Origin of the sequence: Azospirillum sp. HJ39 (genome assembly GCF_041507355.1) — a bacterium.
Classification (GTDB): domain Bacteria; phylum Pseudomonadota; class Alphaproteobacteria; order Azospirillales; family Azospirillaceae; genus Azospirillum; species Azospirillum thiophilum.
The window spans coordinates 2210158-2230540 of the sequence record NZ_CP167911.1 but is presented as its reverse complement, the minus strand read 5'-3'; the positions used below and the strand labels follow the sequence as shown (position 1 = coordinate 2230540).

Here is a 20383-nt window from a genome sequence, read left to right as displayed (position 1 = left end):
CGGGCGACCAGCGGTCGATTGCCTCCAGGCGATTGAAGCGACCCGACAGGTGGAACAGGTCGCGGTGCCCGCCGCGCCAATCGGGATGCACCCAACCGCTGGACATCATCGCCACCGCCCCGCGCGTCTCGCGGGCCTCCGGGCTGGCGGCGAAGCAATAGGCGTCGGGAGGGGCGGCGCCAGCGTCATAGAAGGCCGTCAGATCGGTGAGGCGCGCGGCGTAGGGACGGGCGCGGCAGTCGAGCAGGATGGACGCCTGGACGGCCACCACCTCGCCCTCGGCCGTCGCCAGCCCGATCCAGAAGCACGGCGAGGCCGACGGCCTGGGCAGCAGCTCGAACCAATTGTCGCGGTGGTGCGCGTTCAGCGCTTCCAGCGCCTGCCAGTCGTCGGAGACCACCGGCCGCAACTGCTGCTCGGCAGCCGTGGCCGTCAGGCTGGCGCGTAAAGCCGTCAGGCTCTCGGTTGCCAAGGGCAGGGAGTCGCTGACTTTCATTTGTGCTGATTGCATGTGCATGTCCCCCTTGGGCTGTGTAGACGGACAACCCGTCATTCCCGAGTATGCATAAAGCCGGCACCTCGCATCCAGCCGTAGAGCGTCGCGCCCAGGCTCCCCAAATCCGCGAGTGCAGCAGAAAAGGGCCGCCCGGTTTGGGGCGGCCCTTGCCATGCTCAACGAGCCACACCCTTCACCTTCTCGAAGGTGCGGTAGGCCCCGAGGCCGAGCATCGGCACCAGCAGCCCCATCAGCGTATCCGTGTCGATCTGGGGCATCGGCGTGCCGGGCGACCAGATCGACAGGCCCCAGCCCATGAGCGGGTAGCCGACGGTCTGGACCAGCAGGCCGAGAACGCAGACCCAGCCGACAGCCGGGCGCCAGCCGGGCGCCAGCCCGAGACGAACAGCGACGGGTTGCTGGCCTCCGCCGTGTTGACGCCGATCTGCGCCGTATCGCCGGCCTGGAGCATCGCGACGAGCTGCGCATTCGCCGACGCGGCGGCTTTCGCCTTTTCCTCCGGGTCCGGGATCTTGCCGAGCAGATCCGCCACGAGCGGCGTCAGGGCGGTGATGAGGGGGATAGCGACAGCCATAGTTGCCTCCTTCTGGGCATGAAAAAGCCCGCGGCCGGGATGGCGCGGGCGAACAGACGAATCAGTGATTGGGCTGGTCAGGCGTCCATGAACTCGGCCAGCCGGTTCAGCCAGCCAGCGGCATTAAGCGCCTGGTCGTCGGTGCGCCCCCGCTTCCGGGCATCGCCCGAGATAAGGTCGCCGTAGAAGCACATCCGGGCCACGAAGACCGCGCGCCGCAGCCCGGCCGCATCGGCGCCGTTGACCGCGGCCAGCGTCTTGGGACCGACGGCGCCGTCCACCTTCAGGAGCGGCCGGCCGGCCAGATCGTTGACCGCATCCTGCAACCATGTCCCGGCACGGGCCGGGCCGTGGTTCACACCGCTGTCAATGACCAGGGCGCGGAGGGCGCCGTCGGTGATGCCGGCGAAGCCCGGCTCCTCGATGTAGCGGGCGCGGTAGATCGCCCGCACCTCGGCCTCGTCCAGCGCCGCGACGTCGGCCGCTATGACGGAGCGCTTCCGCCAGCCGGTCAGCGTCTCCAGGGTGATTCCGCCCTTCGTCGGGCCGCCGCGGTCGGACGGACGGTCGGTGTAGCGGGGCCACCCCTCGCGGCGGAGGATGGTGTCGATGATGGCTTCGATGGGGTCGCGCGGGATCGCCGCGCCGGTGGGCGTGGTAGCCATGATGGTCTCCATGGTGGGGAATTATGCGTTACAGGTCGCCTGTAACGCTTTTATCGCCGGTCAGCAGGCGGCAGCCGCAGCATCCCGGCGGACAGCCCGCCGCGGGCTTTGGTCAGCAGAAGGGCGAGCAGCAGAAGGGCGGCGTCCTTGTTGCCACCGCATTCCGCCAGCGCCTGCTGCACCTCCTGCTCGGCAGGGGACGGAGCGTTCGGCATGGGAGCCTCACACAGCCAGGGTGATCGCCAGAACGAGGCCGAAGCCGGCGCCCGTCAGGAACTCGCCCCACTCGGTGGCGCGCGTCAAACGCACGCCGAGCAGGGGCATGCGGGTGCCGAGCAGGTAGCCCAGCGGCATGACGACGCCCCCGAGCGGCAGCCACAGGGCGGCCGGGTGGGTGGACAGCAGCGGCAGGGACAGCAGCCAGAGGCGCACCACGCCCGCCGACAGGAGATAGCCCAGCCGCTCGGGCCGGGTGATGCCCCACAGGGAGTCGTCGGCCGGCCAATTATCGGAGTGAGCGTCAACCGACCACGGAACCCGCAAGTTCTGCCCAGCGCCGTGGGGGATTGCCGCCATGCCGATGAACGCAAGCCCGGCGCACTCGGCCGCCGCGATAGCCGCCGGCAGATCGAGCGCCTGCCCGGCCAGCAGCAGATAGACGACGGCGCCGACGGGCAGCGCCCAGAACAGGAGCCGAGCGCCGGTGGTGCCGAGCCAGGAATGCCCTTGCCCGCGTTCACGGCAGGCAACAGCCAGGGTGAGGGTCGCGAGCGCCAGAGTGAGCGCGTGCGCGGCCAGCCAGCCGGCGACAGCCGGCCAGAGAGCGATGTTCATGATGCAGACTCCAGATATGAAAATGGCGCCTCGTGGGCGCCGGGTTGATCGGGTTTGGAGTGTTGTCGCGGTCGATCAGGGCAGGGTGAAACCCTGACTGCCGGTAATCGTAAAGCTCTGGCCTGTCTCGTAATCGGTCACCAGCGCGACGCCGCCGGTGCCGTCCTGTCCATCGCCCACGCGGTAGCCGTAATTGGTGGAGGGATTGCCCCCATTTCCGCCCTTGCCGTAGGCGGACAGGTCCGCGGCCGAACCGCTGAACGTCGTTGTCATGGTCGGATCGGTGAAATTGGTTCCGTTCCGGCCGCCGCCGGATCGGCCGCTGTCGTCTTGCCCGCCTTGGCCGCCCTGCCCACCGGGGACGGTAGGGCTGCCGGCCTCGCCGCCGCCGCCGCCGGTTCCGCCGTCGCCCGAGGGGGTGGCGCCGTTCTGGCCGGAACCATTTGACGGCATGGCCGCCGGGTTCGTCCCGAACTCCCCAGCGTTGCCGCCGCTGGCGTTCCGGCCACCGCCGCCGCCGCCGCCGCCGCCGGCCGCGCCGGCCATGAGCTTGCCCCAGAGCGTGGCGCGCGTCGCTCCGCCGCCTTGGCCTCCGACGCCGCTCTGGCCGACGCCGCTTGGCGAACCGCCGAGACCGCCGCCAGTGCCACCCTGTAGCGGGGAATTTATGGGATCGAACGGCTCCTTGTAGCCGGCGACACCTCTCGGGCCGATGGCGAGGTCCAGCCGGTCGAACTGATACGCCCAGAAATCGACACGGACAGTGTTTCCGTCACTGCCGCTGCCGCCGACATTGTTGCCGCCCGTGTCGATGCCGCCGCCTCCGGCTCCGGCCCCCTTCATCTGGAGGCCGTATTTCTTCAGCTTGCGGGCGCTCCCGAGCATGCCGCCGGGGAACATTACGCCGCCTCCTTGATAGCGGATGCAGAGCAGCGGGCCGCCGTTTTCCGGTACTGGAAATCGACCCGCCACACCTCGCCAGCGGCGCCTGCGATGCTGTTGGTGACGCCGGTCGGCAGCTTGTAGAAGGCCGCGAGCGTCACCGTATAGGCGCCGGTGAAGGTGAGATAGATCGAGCCGGCAACCGCCGTATCGGCCGCCATCGCCGCGGTGCCCGTCAGGGCGCCGAGGGTGCAATTCCCATTGACCGCGTAGGAAAAGCACTGCTTGCCGGTGGTCGGGGTCACGTCGGGGGTGGCGGTGGCACCGCTCGCGATGGTGCCCTGCGCATCAGCCACGATGGCGGGGCCGGTGAAGGTGACGCCCCCCTTGATGGCGTCCACATCGGCCTTGCGGGCGGCCTCGTCCGAGTTGGAAGGCGCCCCCATGCCTTCGATGGTTCCGCGCTGGTTATTCGTCCGCATTCACCGCCTCCATCTGTTCGAGCGCCGCGAGCCATTCCTCCCGCGCTTGGTTCGCCGCGCCGTCCTCCAGCCGTTCGGCCGGCGGCTCGCCAGTGGCGCGGATCAGCGCCAGCGCGCGAGTCGTGGCATCGGCACCAGAGACCACGGCCTGCGCTTCCTGATAGGCGATCCATTCCGGGTTCGGCTGCTCCTCGGTCGTGGCGACCGGGACCGTCACCGTCTCGACCGGTTCCCCGGCCGCGAGCAGCGCCTGGGCATCCAGCCACGCCGTACGGGCCGGATTGGCGATTTCGCCCATGCCGGGCATTTCCACCGCGAGCAGCGGCTCGTCCGGGGCGTTCTCCAGCAGTGCCACGGCGGCCACATAGGCGGCGTGGCGCGGGTTCGGCTGCGGCTCGTCTTGGATCACCGGCACCTCAACGGTTTCGGCCGGCAGGGTGCCGGCCTCCACCTGGGCGATCAGGCGCTGCGCCGCCTCGAAGCCCTCCACCGCCTCCACCGCCTGCCGCAGCCGGTCATTGCGGGCGCGGATTGCGTCGGCGTCGGGGTGGTCAACCGGCACCGCATCCTCGATGCAGCGGGGATACCCGGCCACCAGGGTCCAGCGGCGCAGCCACACCCCATCATCCTTGTATTCGTCATGCAGCATGGCGGACCTCCGAGATCCAGTTGAGGCGCAGCCGCGCCCGCCAGATCAGGCGGGTGGAGGCTTTGCCGGTGACGTTGACGCTGAAGGCTTGCGCGCTCGTGTCCACCGTCACCGTTGCGTCCATGGTGCTGGTGGTCTCGTCCACGGTGACGTGATAGGCGGAGCCGATCAGTTGGGCATTGCCGCCGAGGTTTCGGCGCACGCGGGCGCGGACGGTGTAGCTGGCGCCCTCGCTTGGCGTCTGCCCGTATTCGGTGGCCTGCACCTCCATCTCGATCTGGACGGACTCGCCTTCCATCACGAAGACCTTGCCCAGATCGAGCGGGGTTGCGTCGACCGTCACCCCTTCCATCACGATGTCGTTGGCCGGCTGCGGCAGAGCCTGCCGCAGATCGTCCTTGAGCGGCTGCAAGTCGGTCACCACACCGGCCTCGGCCGCGGTGCCGATCAGCAGCGCTCCGCCGCCGGCAGAGACGGAGGTGATGCTGCTGGCCGAGACCGCCCCCACCTCCTTGGCGGAGACCAGCGCGAAGGCCGAGGTCGTGCCCGCCACCAAAGATTGGTTCCGCATGATGAGCGTCAGCGTCGACGACGACGGCGTGACCAGCATGGATTTCTCGACCAGTGTCGTGGAGGTCGTCTGCAACACTCCAAGCCCGGTGGCGCCGTCGAAGATGGCAATGTCCGCGCTCGCCGCGGTCCCAACATGCAACCGGCATGTCACAACCAAGGGCTTGCCAGCAGTGACCGGGATATCCACGCGGCCTTCACCCCAGTTCGACGTGCTAACCTGGGTTAGCCGGATCTCGCCATTCACGACGGCCGACGTTGCGTTGCTGTATGTCCAGCCGGTTGTGGCAGCGAATGGTCCGCCGGCATTGGGCACCTTCTCAGCGCCGGTGGTCTGCGAATAGGCGCTGACGTGAGCGATGCGACGAAGCCCAGCGAACTGATCCACGCCGTCCGCGGTCGCCACAGACAGAACGCCGCTCTCCTCATCCAGAGAAAGCCCCTGCACAATGTTGGTCGTGCCGCCCAACATCATCTTGCCGGCGGCTGCGGCCATCTCGTCCGCGTCCATCTTGCGGATCTGCGCCGGGGGCGGGGCGTAGGTGCCAATCCGCAACATGGAGACCGACAGGCCCGTTGCTGGGGCAGACGCTGCCACGCGCTCGCCCACGCGCAGCCGGGCGGAGGTGTTGGTGAGGCTGCCAATAGACGCGCAACTGGTCGAAACGTCGAGGGCGCCATCGCACCAGATTTCCGCGGTCTGCGTCGCGCGGCGCACGATGAAGGTCCAGACATGGCGCGGGTTGTTGGCGCCGGTAAAGTCGGTGGAGCTGACGAGGCTGAGGCTGTTCGTCCCATCGCTGATGACAAACGCCGCCTTGTTCAGGTTGGCGGTGATGCTGAAGCGGGCGCCGGTAGCGCTCGGGCTATCACGGTCCAAGAAATACCCGTTGGCGACGTTGGACCCGCCGCGCAAACGGATCACCAAGTCACCTGTCCCCGCGTCATGATCCGGGTTGTATGGCTGGTCGAAGTAGGCATTGCCCCCGAAGCCGCTGTATTCGCATTGGTCGCTGACGGAAGCCAGAAGCATCCGGGACAGCGTTCCAACGGCGATAAGCCCCTTCCCTTTGCAGGAGCGGTCAGCAGCCAGCATGTCGACGCGCACGGAGGTCAGACTCGCCGTGAGCGTGCTTGTCGCGATGAAGCGCAGCGTCATCGACGCGGAGGTGGCTGTGAAATACTTGGTGAAGGTGCCGGCGGCGGCGGCCTGGGCGGTCGTATCAGGGGCGTTGGAGGGGCACCGGCACTCCAACACACCGGATGTCCATGACGACAAGGCGAAGACCACGACATACTGCTGACCGACCTGAAGGCCGGTCATGACCAAGTCGGCGTAACCCCCGCTGGCCGACCAATCGAATGTGCCGGCGGCGGTGTTCGCGGTGACGGCCGAAAGAGTCCAGGAACCTGCCGACGAAAGAGCATCATTCACCACGGTTTGCTGGGTGATGACATCGCTGAACTGCCCGGCCCTCCGCACCGAAACATTATCGAAGAACGCGGTCTGACCAACTGCGTTGGGAGCGTGGTAGAGGCGAATGGTGATTTGTGTTCCGGTCGGCACAACCGTCACTCGGTCGGTGATGTTGGTCGTGCTGTTGGTGCCGGTCCCGATCAGGACAGGAGAGCCGGAAGTTCCGTCGGTGACCTGCATATAGACAAGGCCGGCGGTTGTGCCCCTGCGGTAAGTCACCTCAACCGTAAGCGGAACACCCGCCGTAACCGAATATGTGGAGTCAGCAATGGAAGGGCCGGAAGTCGTGGTCGAAGTCACCACCAGTTCGCCACCCGTAGACGCCAATGAGGCGTTTATCGTGGCAAATCCAGCAGTGCTATCCATGGTTCCGTTGCTGCCGGCGGTGAAGATATTTCCGCCGCTCGTGCCATTGCTTCCGGCCCCGTCGCACAGGGTCGCCAGCCGCGTGTCGCCGGGCATCCAGCCCGTTGCATAATCCTTGGTCACGTACGCGACCATGCCGTTGTCCGGGTTGCCGCGATCTTCAGCCAACATCACCAGACCGGCGTCATGGCCGGTCGCAATGGGGCACACGGCCATGGTGTTCGCGTTCAGCAGAGCCGGATAGGCGCTCGGAAAGTAGCGCTTCACCTGCCAAGCGGTTTCGGTGACGGTGGCATAGGGCAGCCGGCCAGCGCGAACGGTTGCGCCGATGGTGTCGCGTAGCATCATCCAGCCGTCGGGATGCAGCACGACTCGCGAATAGCCGGTGGCTGTGCCGGTGATGCTCGCCACCAGACCAGTGGGATGAAGCACCGAGGCCCCGCCTGCCGTCGCCACCGCGACCGTAGGGACCGGCAGGCGAGAAACCGGGTCAAGCAGCGCGCCGGGCAGGACGCGCATGTCCACCCATGTCACGGAATTGTGGACGAGGGCCGGGGTCGGGTAGGAGGTTTCCAAGGAAACGGTGGCGCCGCGGTTCGCCAGCCCGACCGTCCGGATGCATGTCCCGCTGGCCGTGATGCGGCCGGATCGGTCTTTCAGCATGTCCAAGAACGGCATGCCGATGATGGGGGAGCCGGTGGAGGCCGCCATGCCCAAGTAAATCAGGCCGTTGCGCGCCGAAATGCTGGTGATGGCGTGGTTCGCGACCGCAGCAATGGGCAGCGCTCCGTTCCCATTCGAGAACACCATCCACATCCTGGGAGAGCCGGAGCTGTCCAGATCGTGCGCGTCGTAGATCACCACCAATGACGCGGTGGCGACGATCAGCGCCACCACCGGGAACTCCCTCTTGGCACCGCGGGTGGCGGTGTTCAGCGTCTCCTGATACCAAGTCGACGCCCGCGCCAGTCTGCCCCTGCGCCAGGCGCCCCGGTCCCAATCGAGGCGGGTGTCGTAGCGATATACCGCCACTACCCCCGTCAGCGAGTAGACGGCGGGCTGACCGGTGCCGTCCCACGCCGAGGCCAAGCGATAGTTGATCGCCGGGAACCGGACGTCGGTGGCGGTGCCGATGTAGCTCTGCGCCAGCGCCCGGTCGGCAGCGGCGCCGTCGCGGGCCGTCTGCGCCTGGGTCACCAGCCCCTGGACCGTCGCCTGCCCTTGGGTCAGCAGGGTCTGTGTGGCCGAGCGCGATGCATCGGCGGCAATAGCGCTGCCGGCCGCTGCGGTCGCGGAACCGGCTGCATCGGCGGTGCTGGCAACCACGGTGTCGGCAATGCTCGCCACTGCCTCACAGGTGGTCGCAATGTCCTTGCTGTGGCGGCTCCAGTTGGCGGCCATGCCGCCGACACCAGACAGGCCGAATTTATTGGACGCCGAGTTATAGAGGCCGAGATTGTATTGCTTGAGGCGCGCAATCGCGTCTTGCACCAGTTGCGATAGGATCATTCCTTGAACTCCTCAAGTTCGGCGCTTGTCGAGGTGTAGCGGCCACTGATGTAGGTTTGACTGTGGTCTGCGGATCGGCGGAAGAGGCCGCCATAGAGGAAGTTTGCCGCCGGGTCTGCGGTGCTTGCCGGATCGGTTGGGTCGGCGATGCTGGGCAGGTAGAGCAGCGGCTTCCGCTTGCCGCTCCGAAGCGCCATCTTGAACAGCGCGTCCCGGAGCTTTCGGTCGGTCACCTCCCGGCCGATAGTGACCGTCCGCTTGGCGATGCCCTCTTCGACCCAGGCCGATCCGCCGGTGCCGGCGATCACCTCGTCATTGTCCTTGACGCCTTCGCCGCTCTTTCCGACGTGCCGGCTGAAGATCAGGCCATCCCCTGCCCACGCGAGGCCGATCCGATAGCCGTTGTCATCCGTCCCGTCCGGGCGGAATGCCCCGCCCCACAGCGTCCAGCGGATCACGACGACGGGGCACTGCGGCACCGCACAGTGGATGTTGATCGGCAGCAGCGGGAGGTCGCGCGGATCAAGATCGCCACGCATTTGGTTGGGCGCTCCCGCCGGCATTTCCTCCGGGTCAGTCAGGCCCGGCACCACGTTGGCGTCCACGCCATCCACCACCGAGGTTGCCACCAGATCGGCATCCCCCATGGCTGCGTCGCTGAACGCCTCCATTCGCCAGAACGCATACTGTCGAAGGTTCGTGTCGCAGAGCGACGCCACGGTGAGGAAGATCGGGTATTGCCACGTCAGAGTGATGGTCACCGGGTTGATCGGTGCGCCGGTGGCGTGGTCGACATCACCGATGGCCAGGGACACCGCCCGGTCGGAGACCGGGGTCGTGAGCATCGACTCCAGCGGCGCCGTCGCGGCCCATTGCACGTTGCTGGTGATGGTGACCGGGTTGTCGAGCGGGCCGTTCTGCACCTCGTTCCGGTCGGCCAGGAAGGAGTAGATAGATCCCATGGTCAGCGCTCCGCGTAGAGGGTGGCGCCGCCGCCCCTGTCTCGGTTGGTCCGGCCGGTGATGACCAGCGTTCCGCCTTCCTCGAAGCCGGCGATGTCGTCGACCACCGTTATTCCGCCCCCGATCCACAGGCCGGGGGCACCGTCCCGGACCCGCACCTCATAGGGCTGTGGCGGGTTTGCGCGTTCGGCCAACCAGAGGGGCGCCTCTGCGTCCGCGTCGGCCTTCAGCGTCAGCGCCGTTTCGATGCGGTCGGTCTTCGCGCTGACGCCATAGGCCGCCTCGATCAGGGCGTCGGTGGCGGTGTCGGACTCGCGCCACTGCTGCGTCCAAAGCGCCGCGTCCGCGGCTGTTGCGTCAGCCGCCGCGGTGGATGCGGCGCTCGGGTTTTCGGCATAGAGGACGGTGACCTTCTTCGTCGGCGTGACGCTGCTGCCGGCGGTGGGCTTCAGACCGTCGATGGCGCCGCTGGCCTTGCTGTAGGCGCGGGTCGGCGTGACTGCGGTGGCGCGCGGAAGGCGGGTCACCACCAGCTTGTCAGAAAGGTCGATGAACCAGCGCCCGCGCGGCACGGAGCCGACAAGCTTTCCATAGGCGTCCCGGTGGGTGCGACCATCGCCGGCCGGCAGGTAGAGGCCGATGGTCCGGGGCACCGCATCCATGCCGCCGACATCGGCAGCGGTGACGATCCCGCCGTGCTGGACCGCCAGAAACGCCACCACCTCGCCGATGTAGCGGCGCCAGACACCGCCGGTCTTATCGCCCTTCACCTCCAGCCTGAAATCCTCGTAGTGGATCGCCGTGAAGACCCTGCCGGTCGCGACATCGACCCTGAACTGGTTGGAGCCTGGAATGCCGGCGGTCTTGCTGACGGCGACGCCACCGGACCAGCCGCGCGGCACGTCCTCGATGGGCAGCCCGCCGTTGACGGACCAGACATGCAGCAGCCCACCGTTTCCGCTGCCCTGGTCGATCACGCCGAGATAGGTAGGCTGGACGAAGGGGCAGTGCCCGAAGCACCGCTCCCGCAGCGTGTTCTTCATCGTCGCCGGCCCCTCGTAGCCGCCGGTGCCGGCATACTTCGCTGTGTCCTTCTGGATCGGCGTGTCGAAGTCCAGTTGGCGGTCGTACACCGGCAGCTTCAGGTCCGAACGCCCCGGAGCGATCTTGCCCGCCTTGGCGCGCCAGACAGTCACGGCGGTGCTCAAGGGCGCCCCGGCGGCCACCACCCGCTCAGTCACCGATTGGACGATGTAGTCGGTCAATAGGGTGTTGAGCGGCCGGGCGCCCAGCAACACCCGCTCCCAGGTGGCGGTGGTGATGTTGTAGACGGAGGCAAATCGCGGCAGATCGTCGGTCTGCCGCACATTCATCAGCCGCAGATCGTCGATCTGCGCTCGCGCCCCGTCGGCCGCCGCCGTGACCGCGACGGTCGGCCACTGCCCGACGAGCGGAAGCCACGTAACCGATGCCGGGTCGTCGTCGCTGCGGGACTGGTAGGCGACCGACCCGGCACAGAGCGGCCAGCGGTGAATGTGCCCCGTGGCCCGGTGAAAGGCCACGAGGTCGTACAGGTGGATATCCATGCAGACCCCCTTATGCGACGCGCTTCTGGCGCTCCTGCAACTCGTCCAGTTGCTGGCGCATGAGCTTCACTTCGTCCCGTGCGATGCGGGCGCGCTGGGTTTGGGCCTCGCCCTCGGCCTCGTGGATGGCATTCTCCAGCCGCTCAATGCGGCGGGCGATGTCACGCAGCACGGACACGACTTCGCGGTTGTCCGACGCCACCGGCCCGGCTGTCGGCCGGATCGGGGTGACGTTGGCCGGGTAGCGGTCGTTGGCCGCCGTCTGGTACAGGCCGGCAATCCGCATGCTATCGGCGGAGGAAGCGACCGCCGCGCCGCCGCCCTGCCACAGCAGCTCGGGGCCACGCTCGCCCACCCACACCGCACCGGGAGGGGTCGCCATTGTGCCGACCGCGAAGCCTGGAATGCTCCGCTGCCCGTTCAGCACCTCGTCGATGCCAAAGCGCTGGAACCACGCGGCGAGGTTGAAGGCCGGGTCGGCTGCCCGCGCCGCCTGGATGTCGGACATTCCGCCGAAGGCCGCCTCTATGTCGGCATTTGTGAAGGCCAGCAGGCGCCGCCGCTTGTCGGCGGTTGTGGAGACCTCCGTCTCGAAAGCGCTCGACTTTCCGGCGGTCGTGGCGAGCCAAATGTTCAGCGACTCGTCGACGCCCCCCTGCCAACCGATCCGTCTGGTGACCGCCACCTGCTGATCGGACGTCAGGCTGTCCCACGCCGATTGCACCGCGGCCGAGGCCGCGTAGCGGGTGGGGTTTACCGTGGTCGGCTGCGATGTTCCGGGCGTGGTGCCGGTCAGGCGCTGAAGCGGGGACAGAGCCGCCTGCCAGACAGCGAGGCTCTGGTTCATCACGTCCTTGAGGTTGTCCAGGCTGCCGAGTTGGCGCTGTCCAACCGCCGCGGCCTCGGCCCGCGAACGCTGCAACTCCTTCAGGCTGTCCTGCGCCACCTTCAGGTCCGCCTCGGCCGTAGCCGCGGAGGTGTCCGGGGCGATGGTGCCCAACTCGCCCAGCACCCGCATGACCTCGTCATAGAGGGTGCGCGAGGTGCCGGCAGAGTTCGTCTTTTCCAGGCTGACCAGCGTCTGCGACAGGCTGGTCAACGTCGACCGGGCGGTAGACTGTTCGTCCTCGCTAGCGGTCGAGGAGCGGACGGTGGCGAGAGATGCATCCCATTGGCGCCTTACTTCCGTCAGCCGCTCCTGCGGGCTGATCGGCGCGTCTTCGCTGATGGCGAGCGCATCGCGGGCAGCCGCGAATTGCTTTGCCACCTGTGCGACCTTCAGTGCTCCGTCCTGAAGGTTAGAGATGAACGTCTGCCTAGTCGTGATCTCCTGGTCGTACCACGACAACACATCCTGTTGCGCCAGGGTGAACGCCTGCGACGCACGCTCTGCGGACTGAACGAGGCGAAGCTGAGTCGTGTCGCGCCCGGCCGTAGTGGCTTCGTTCAACTCCTTCCGCTGCTGCTCGTCCAGGGTAATGAGACCAGAACCGCGAGTATTCCCGAGCGACGCATACATCCGCGCCGAGACGCCGGCATTGAATGTCCGAACCGACTCCGCGGCGGCATCGTTCAGCGCCTGGAGCGCTGTCCGCGCCGCGTTCACCACCTCCGGTGTGCCGGCGAAGGTGTCGATGATCTGCTGAAGGCTGGTGGAGGTGATGCTGCCCGACTTGACCAGCCCGCCCATGTTGTTGGTCAGCGTGCCAGTGATCTTCGCCATCTGCGAGGCCCTGTCAGCACCTTCCGGCCACAGGGCGTTCACGTCCTTCACCGACGCCTTGTAGGCGTCGATCAGGGTGACGGCCGAGTCGTATCCTTCCTCTCCCTTGGACTTCCGATAGGCGGTGTCCAAGCCGTCGCTGTAGGACTTTTGTTCCTTCTTCAAGCCGTTGTTGAAGCCCTCTTGGAGTTTGGCGGCCAGTTCATCGCCGACGATGCCAACAGAGGCGAAAGCCTTCACGAGGTCCGTGGCTGTGTTCGACCACTTTCCTTTGAGTTGCTCCACCTTCTGCTGCTCGGGACTGCTTTCGATGGTGGCGCCAGCCACTTCGTCCAGCAGGCGCTTTTTGACGGCGCCAAGGGCTTCCATTTGCTTCATGGCCCCATACAGACCATCAGGCACAGCCTGCCCGGCGGCGACATAGGCGGTGGCCGCCTTCTGCATGTCGCTCGACAGCCTGTCGAAGTCCTTGCCCAGCGGAGTGAAGGTATTGGCGCCTAGGCTGACGACGATGTCGTTCAGCTCCGAAACCCGGTCACCACTCAGACCGACCGCGTCAAGATGGGGCTGGAGTGCCGCCCGTTGTGCGGCCTTCTGCGCTGCCGCTTCAGCGGCCGCTTTTTCAGCCGCCGCAGCCGCGTCCCGCTCTGCTGCGGCGCGGGTTTCCGCCGCAGCCAGGGAAGTGCTGTAGCGGTCGGGGTTTCCGCCATCTCTTGCAGTGGCGCCGGACGCGGCGCTCGCGGTTCCCGTGGCGCCGCTGAAATTTCCATTGGCGTCGATGGTTCCGATAGAGAGGTGATCGACGCCCAGCGCGTCGGCGAGCGCACCCATCGCCAAGCCGAGACCCGGAATGCCCGTCGCCAAGCTCGCGAGGTCTCCAGCGACACCGGCGACGTTGACGCTCAATTCGGTGTTGTTCAGCCCGGTTGCAGGATCGACGCCGATGGATTTGTTGATGTTCAATCCATACTTGAGCGCGGCATTTGCCAGCCAGCCGGACAACGAAGTCCCGTACACATTGTCGACCGCAGCCGCCGACGCCTGGATTTCATCGTTCGTCGGATAGGCGTTGTTCACGCCGCGATACACCCCGCCGCCCGATCCAGCCCCCCAGCCGCCGCCATAGGCCGCGTCACGAGCCGTCGTCGTCGAGTGGGCGGTGCCATCGGCGGCATTCGCGCTGCCGACTCCTCGCATTCCGCCGCCAAAGCCTCCCGACGAACCACTGCCGGAGCCTCCCGACGAACCGCTATCCGAGCCGCCGCCAGAGCCTGCGGAACCGCCGGAACCGGGCGAGCCATGGTCCCCGCCGCCATACTCGAAGCCGAGCAAGCCGGTGTCCGGATTGATGGTGCCAGGGTGGCCCAACGCCCGGCGCACCGCCGCCAGTTCGTCGCCGCCTCGGAGATGGATCAGGGTGTCGTCCCGGCCCTGTCCCATCTGGGCAAGTATCTGGGCGCTTTCTCTGGCATTCCAGATCCGCTCGCCGCCGGCCAGCCGCACAACCTCCGGCCCTTCCTCGCCAACCACCGCCCATCCGGACGGGGCCGAGAGGGTGCCACGAGCGAAGCCGGGCAGTGATGCGCCAGCAGACACCTTGAACACCGTCCCCGCATTGTCGACGATGTCGAGCAAGGCGCGGCCTAGGCTGTTTGCCGCCTCGACACCCGTTTGGAACTGCGGGAACAGATCAGAGAGCGAGCTACGCAACGCCTTGATCTGATCGTTGAAGCCGTTGGCGAACTCCAGATGGTTGAGCATGTCCTCCAGCGACACCGCGCTCTCGTGCGCGATGGCGTAGGAGATTTCCGGCACGCCCGACTTCATCCCCTTCAACAAATCAAGCGCGGCTTGCTCGGCAGACTTGTTCTTGGAGTCAATGTAGCTGTCTTTGTTCGTTGCGGTCAGGCCGAGACGCTGGATAATGTCGTTCAGTCCTTTGGCGACCTTCGAGGCGTCGGAGTTGAAGCGGGTTGGATCGCCCCCATTGTCTTCGGCGTAACTGCCGAGCGCATACTTACCGTTGGCGCCCAAGGTGATGTGCGAGATCGAGTATTTCTCGCCCCTGTCCTTGGCGCCCGATACGGCGCTCAACAGGGCACCGGCCGCCATCAGCACGCCGCCGACGATCTGGCCGCCGGGGATCATCGCCGCCACGCCGCCGGCCGCCATCATCCCGCCGCCGATCTTCTGGCCGGTGGTGGCTCCCTTTTGCGTTGCCATCATGGCGCCGCTGGCGATCCCGCCGACGCCCTGGAGCAGTTGCCCCCAATTGGGGTTCCAACCCGCTATGCCTTCCGAGGCTGTGCCGGGCATAGGCCCGACGAAGCCGGCATCCGGCCGCGCCGACTCGACCTTGCCGAACACGGGCTGAGACAGCCACGAGCCGCCGACGCCCTGCGTCGCGGGTGCAAAGGACGTGCTCCCGTCCGCGTTCTTGATGACCTTCTGCTGCTGGCCGCCGCCGCCACCGAAGAGGCCGCTAAGCCAGTCGCTCGCGCCGCCCAGCATCTTCTGAAGGCCGCCGAGGAAGGTGTCGGCACCATCGGCCGCAGCGGCGCCGAACGCGGTCGCGCTGGTGCCCGCTTGGGTCAGCCCGTCGGCTGCGCTGATCGCGCCGGCACCGATGTGGCTGACGGCGCGGCTCTGCACCTCGATGGCCGACGTGGCGCCGTCGTTGGCGGCCCGCACCCCGAGCACCGAGTCGACCAGGGTCTGTTGCGAGTCGGTCAGGATCTGTGCGCTACCCGCCGCCGCCCTCTGTGCGGTCACGGCGTCAAGCTGCGCCTGGAGCGCATCCTCCTGAACCTTGGTGACGCCATCGACGCGGGAGCCGAGCGAGGCAACGTCCGTGCCAACCGACTTCACGGTCACGCCGAAATTGCGCATGTACGCGACGGTTTCGGAGGGCAGCGCCCGCCCGTCCCGCTGATAGTCGGTCATCCGGCCCGGCCCGGCATTGTAGGCGCCGGCCACAGCGTTCCAGTCGCCGCCGAACTGCCGACCGAGCATCGCCAGATACTTGACGCCGCCCCGGACGTTCTCGCGCGTGTCGGTCGCATCCACGCCCAGCCACTTCGCGGTGTCGGGCATGAGCTGCATGACGCCCTGCGCCCCGGCGCTGGAGGTCAGCACCCGCCCATCATCGCGGTATTGCCGGAAATTGCTCTCGATCTTGGCGACGGCCAGGACGACATCTTCCGGCACGCCTTGGGTGCGGGCCTCCGAGCGGAGCATGTCGACAACCTGCCCGCCGTCCTTGATCGCCACCGGCATGGGAGCGCTGCCCGTCATCGCCCGCGGGTCCAGCGCCAGCGCCGCCGCGGAGCCGGCCATCTGGACCCACATGGCATTCGAGGCGGACGATCCGAGGCCGCCCGAGACGCTGTTCATGATGCGGGTCAGGCTGCCGGGGTCGTTGGCCGGCTTGGGCGTGTTGTCGTTGGCCGTGCTGACCGGGCCGGACATGAGCTTGGTCAGCGTGCCAGTCAGCCACGTCTCGGCCGGCTTGGTGATGACCACGCGGGCGATGACCCGCTTCATGTCCTCGGCCAATGCCTTGCCGGCGTCGCTCGCCTTCTTCGCCCCGACGATCACGTCCTCGAACGCCGTGGTGATCGGCTGGGCGATGTTGGCGGCGTTCTGTGCGGCGTCCTGCAATTGGCTGTTGACGCGCGCAAGCTCCCCCTGCTGCCGGATGTAGGCTTGTGTGCCGGCGTCGGTCAGGTCGACGCCTTTGTCACGTAGCTCGTTGGTGGTCTGGAGCACGGCCACGGCCTTCGCGCGCTCGGCGTTGCTCTGCCCGAGCATGCCCCACTCGGCGTTGGCGAGGTCGACCGCCCGGCGCTGCTCCGTCGCCATTTGGGCGAACTGCTGGGCGCGCTGCGCCGCATCACGAGCCAGGATGCCCGTGCTGATGTCCTTGATCTGCCCGGCGTCGCGGGAGGGGTCCAGGCCGCGCTTGCGCGCCTCCGCGAGAGCTTCATTCGCGAGCGCGGCTTCCCGCGCGGCGTTCGCGCCTTGCCCCCAGGCGGCGGCCAGACGCTGGGCGTCCTCGGTCTGCTGCTTCAGCGTGGCGCCGAACTGCGCCGCCTGGACCTTGCGCTGGGCAGCATCCAGCGCCGTCAGCCGGGCAACGATGGCGTCATACGGCTCGATGGTGCCGCGCGCCACCTCCGCCATCGCCTTGGACTGGACCTCCGCCGCGCGCACCGCGGCGGATGACGTGCCATAGGCGCGGGCCACCAGATCGGCCCCGGCCACCTCGGCAGCGGCAGCCCGGTTGTTGTCGTTCACCGCGACCTGAAGCTGGAGCAGGGCCTCGCGCCTGCGGAGCAGCAGCAGGTTTTCGGCCGAGACGCCCTCCAGATGCTTGTCCCGGATCTCGTCTTCGGCCCGCATCGCCGCCGTCGCGAGCGCCCTGTCCACGGCATTGCCGAGGAGGCTTGCGGACAGGCGGTCGACCTCATGCGTCTGCGCCTTCACATACTCCGTGGATTTGCGGTTCTGCTCCACCCACGCAAGGTCGGACGACGACAGGTCGTTGGCGGCGCGGTGCGCCGGCGGGCCGGAGGAGGAGGCGGCAGCGGCGAGCGATGCGGCCTTGGCCGCCGCCTTCTCCGTGACCGTCGCAAGCCGCCCCTCCAGGCCAGCGACTTCCGCGCGGGCCGCGTCGAGAGAGCCGCGGACGATCTTGTCGTGCGAATAGCTGTTATGGGGGCCGCCGATCCAGATCCGGCGTTCCATGTCCTGCTGCTCAAGCTCCTGGACCTTCGTCCGGGCCGCGTCGAGTTGGGTCCGCAGATCCTTCTCAACCTGGGCGTCAGACGGCGGCTTCGGCGGATCATAGACGATCTTGCCCGGCGTCAGGCTCATGGCCGACAGGCCAGAGGCCGCCAGCCTGCCGAACGTGTCCATGCCCGGATTTTCCATGAAATCGGCCAGCAGTTTGAACCGCTCGGAGAGCGCGATCTCCACATGGACGACGAGGGAAGACGTCGCGAGCGAGTCCACCAGCCGGTTGAACTGGACCCCGAGCTGATGCATCGCCTCGCCTGCGGGCGTCATCGCGTCCTTCCGCAGCCCGTCGAACCGGCGATGGAGCGCGCCCAGCGCCACCCCCAGCGCCTCGGACTGGCGGCCATGCTCCGCCATCACGCGGATGGCGTCGACCTCGGCCGGCGCGAGGAATCCGATAGCGTCGTGGAGCTTCATGATGGCCGGGTATCCCTCGGTCACCATGGCCGCCACTTGCTTCGTCATGTCATCGACCGCCCCGCCCATGCCGGCGGTGATGTCGCTGGCGAGCAGCGCCACCTCGCGCCCGCGCGCCGCAGAGATGCCGCGCGTGGAGGCGAGCACCTTCGCGGTTGCGAACGACTCGTCACGACTGACGCCGCCCTCGTAGAGCGCCGTCGAGACGCCCCGCAGATGCCCGGCCGTCGCCTGCGCCTCGGTGCCATAGGCTCGCATCGTGGCGGTGAGTTCGCGCAACTGGCCGTTGATCTGGACCGACCGCGCGGCGACCAAGGCGAAGGCACCGACAACGGCAGTCACGCCGAGCGCTACCAGCGTAACGGGCGAGACCAGCAACGCCCAGGCACGCGAAAGGCCACCGACGGCCCCGACAGCCTGCGGCGCCTGCTGGAGCATGGCGACCACGGCGGACTGGCCGGATCCGACCTGGACAACGAAATCCTGGATCTGATAGCCGAGGTTCAGCGTCTCGTGCGCGGCCAGCTTTGTGGAGGCGGCCGAGCGGGTCGCCAGATCGTGCTGCTCCCGCAGCTTCGCCGACAGGGCGGTATGCTGGTCAGCGGTCAGCCTGATCCCGCCGACACCATCCGTCAGCGCCTTGTCGAGCAGCGCCTGCCGCTCGGCCAGCTTCTCGGTGGCGCCGAAGGTGCGATCCAGGGTGCCCACCAGCCGCTGGAGCGCCTCCTCCTCCTTCTTCGCCGCGATGGCTGCGGGGGAGAGGGAGGCCGCGAGCTTGGCTTCATCGGCCGCCAGTTGGTCCATGGACACGCCAGCCGCCGCCGCAGTGCTGCGCAGCCGGTCCAGGGCTTCCGCATATTTCAGCGCGTCGCCGGACTCTTTGTCGAAGGAGGCGACCGTCTTGCGGTAGGCGACGGGGGCGTCGAACTGCTCCATCGCAAGGCTGGCCTCCCATTCGGACGCCAGCTTTGCCTTGGCCTCGCGCGCACCCCATTGGTCCATGGCGATCTGCGCTTCCCAGGTGGCGGCCACCTGCGCCTTCGTCTGGGCGATCCGCTCGCGCTGCTGGAACTCTTCGAGCGCCAGCAATCCCTCCCATTCGGTCGCCAGCCGTGCCTTCGCCTCGCGCGCCCCCCACTCGTCCATCGCCAACTGCGCTTCCCAATTGGCGGCGACGTTGGTCTTGGTCTGGGCGATCCGCTCGCGAGCGGTAAACTCCTCCTGAACGAGGATCGCCTGCCATTCGGAGGCGGTGGCTTCCGCCGCCTTCGTGGCTTGGCCGGCGGAGCGCGCGGCGGGGTCGTGGGCGGCGGCATAGGCGTTGAGCAGGCGGGTTGCCTCTGCCTCCTCAACGCCAGCCCGGCGGATGGTGGCCTGCAACTTCGCCAGCCCGGCCTCATATTTCTGCTGGGCGACATCGGTCAGCCCGAGCGAGGCGCGGTAGGCGTCCAGCTCAGCGTCCGCCGCCGCAAAGGCCGCGGTGATGTCGTCCAGGCGCTGGGCCGATCCGTCGTCCCCGAAGGTGAGGGTGCCGGTCCCGCTCGATCCACGGCCGGTGGTGGCGTAGCGCGTCGGGCCGATAGTCGCCGTGTTCGCCGTCTGCCGCGACAGGCCGACCGAGTCGTTGATGGCCTTCTGCGCCGCGGACACGCCGCGCAAGCTGGCTTCCAGCCCCTTCGCCCCGGCCGCCCACTCGGCAAAGCTGGAGTGCCCGGCGTCGAAAGAGGTGTTCAGATCCCGGAGAGCGCGGGCGGCACGGTTCAGCCCGTCGGACATGCTGCCGGCAGTCTCATAGACCTTGCCCAGCGCGCCCGTCCAAGAGCCGGCCGAGGCCGTGGCGGCGGCCATGCCAGCCGACAGCCCGCCAGCAGCGGCGTTCGCGGCTGCCGAGCCGGCTTCAACGTCCTTGAAGTAGCGCGCCACTGCCGCGCGGGCCTTTTCGGCGGCAGCCTCCATCTTGGCCGTGATGGTGGCGCGAAGCTCCTCCTTCTCCGCCACCTTCGCGCTGCTCGCCTCCAGGTCATCCAGCGCACGCTGATAGGGCGCGATGGCCCGCGCGACGGCGGCGGCCTCCCTCTTGGTCCGGTCGAACTGGTTGGCGAGCTGCTCGGCCGTCCGCGCATGGCGCTTCACGCGCTCGTCGGCACGCTCAACGGTGGCGGCATAGTCGGCGATGGCTTTTCCAGCGGCGGCGGCACCGGCTGCGGCTTCATCGGTCGCCTTCTTCGTGCCCTTGCCGGCACGCTCCGCCTTCGCCTCGGTCGCGGTGAAGGCGTTTCCCAGGCCGGTAACGGCGTCGGTCGCCTTTTTGGCGCCGGCCGACACACCGTCCTGGAAGCCTACGTCGAGGCTTTCGACTTGATCGGTCATTGG

12 protein-coding genes are annotated in these 20383 nt (G+C 67.7%); all 12 read right to left on the bottom strand.

What is annotated here, in order from left to right:
• Nucleotides 1-672 precede the first annotated feature (672 nt).
• A complete protein-coding gene (locus ABMY26_RS23930) occupies nt 673-813 on the bottom strand; it encodes a hypothetical protein (RefSeq protein ID WP_372399071.1) in 141 nt (46 codons plus the stop codon).
• Complete coding sequence (locus ABMY26_RS23925) at nt 747-1091, bottom strand: 3TM-type holin (protein ID WP_372397117.1); 345 nt, start codon at nt 1089-1091, stop codon at nt 747-749. Before ABMY26_RS23925 ends, ABMY26_RS23930 begins: the two co-directional genes overlap by 67 nt.
• Before the next feature lie 77 nt (nt 1092-1168).
• On the bottom strand, nt 1169-1756 hold the full coding sequence (locus ABMY26_RS23920) for a glycoside hydrolase family 108 protein (RefSeq protein WP_372397116.1): 588 nt from the start codon (nt 1754-1756) through the stop codon (nt 1169-1171).
• A 50-nt stretch (nt 1757-1806) separates the two neighbouring features.
• A complete protein-coding gene (locus ABMY26_RS23915; protein ID WP_372397115.1) occupies nt 1807-1971 on the bottom strand; it encodes a hypothetical protein in 165 nt (54 codons plus the stop codon).
• Nucleotides 1972-1978: 7 nt separating this feature from the next.
• The gene (locus ABMY26_RS23910) at nt 1979-2590 is read right to left on the bottom strand and encodes a hypothetical protein (protein ID WP_372397114.1); all 612 of its coding nucleotides are present in this window, start codon (nt 2588-2590) and stop codon (nt 1979-1981) included.
• Between the two features lie 75 nt (nt 2591-2665).
• Nucleotides 2666-3490, bottom strand: a complete 825-nt coding sequence (locus ABMY26_RS23905) for a hypothetical protein (protein ID WP_372397113.1) — start codon at nt 3488-3490, stop codon at nt 2666-2668.
• Complete coding sequence (locus ABMY26_RS23900; RefSeq protein WP_372397112.1) at nt 3490-3954, bottom strand: hypothetical protein; 465 nt, start codon at nt 3952-3954, stop codon at nt 3490-3492. Before ABMY26_RS23900 ends, ABMY26_RS23905 begins: the two co-directional genes overlap by 1 nt.
• The gene (locus ABMY26_RS23895; RefSeq protein WP_372397111.1) at nt 3941-4603 is read right to left on the bottom strand and encodes a hypothetical protein; all 663 of its coding nucleotides are present in this window, start codon (nt 4601-4603) and stop codon (nt 3941-3943) included. Before ABMY26_RS23895 ends, ABMY26_RS23900 begins: the two co-directional genes overlap by 14 nt.
• Nucleotides 4593-8525 carry a hypothetical protein gene (locus ABMY26_RS23890; protein ID WP_372397110.1) on the bottom strand — a complete coding sequence of 1311 codons (3933 nt, stop codon included), beginning with the start codon at nt 8523-8525 and terminating at the stop codon, nt 4593-4595. Before ABMY26_RS23890 ends, ABMY26_RS23895 begins: the two co-directional genes overlap by 11 nt.
• On the bottom strand, nt 8522-9487 hold the full coding sequence (locus tag ABMY26_RS23885; RefSeq protein ID WP_372397109.1) for a hypothetical protein: 966 nt from the start codon (nt 9485-9487) through the stop codon (nt 8522-8524). Before ABMY26_RS23885 ends, ABMY26_RS23890 begins: the two co-directional genes overlap by 4 nt.
• Nucleotides 9488-9489: 2 nt before the next feature.
• Nucleotides 9490-11073 carry a hypothetical protein gene (locus tag ABMY26_RS23880; RefSeq protein WP_372397108.1) on the bottom strand — a complete coding sequence of 528 codons (1584 nt, stop codon included), beginning with the start codon at nt 11071-11073 and terminating at the stop codon, nt 9490-9492.
• Between the two features lie 10 nt (nt 11074-11083).
• Nucleotides 11084-20380, bottom strand: a complete 9297-nt coding sequence (locus ABMY26_RS23875) for a transglycosylase SLT domain-containing protein (RefSeq protein ID WP_372397107.1) — start codon at nt 20378-20380, stop codon at nt 11084-11086.
• Nucleotides 20381-20383: the final 3 nt, after the last annotated feature.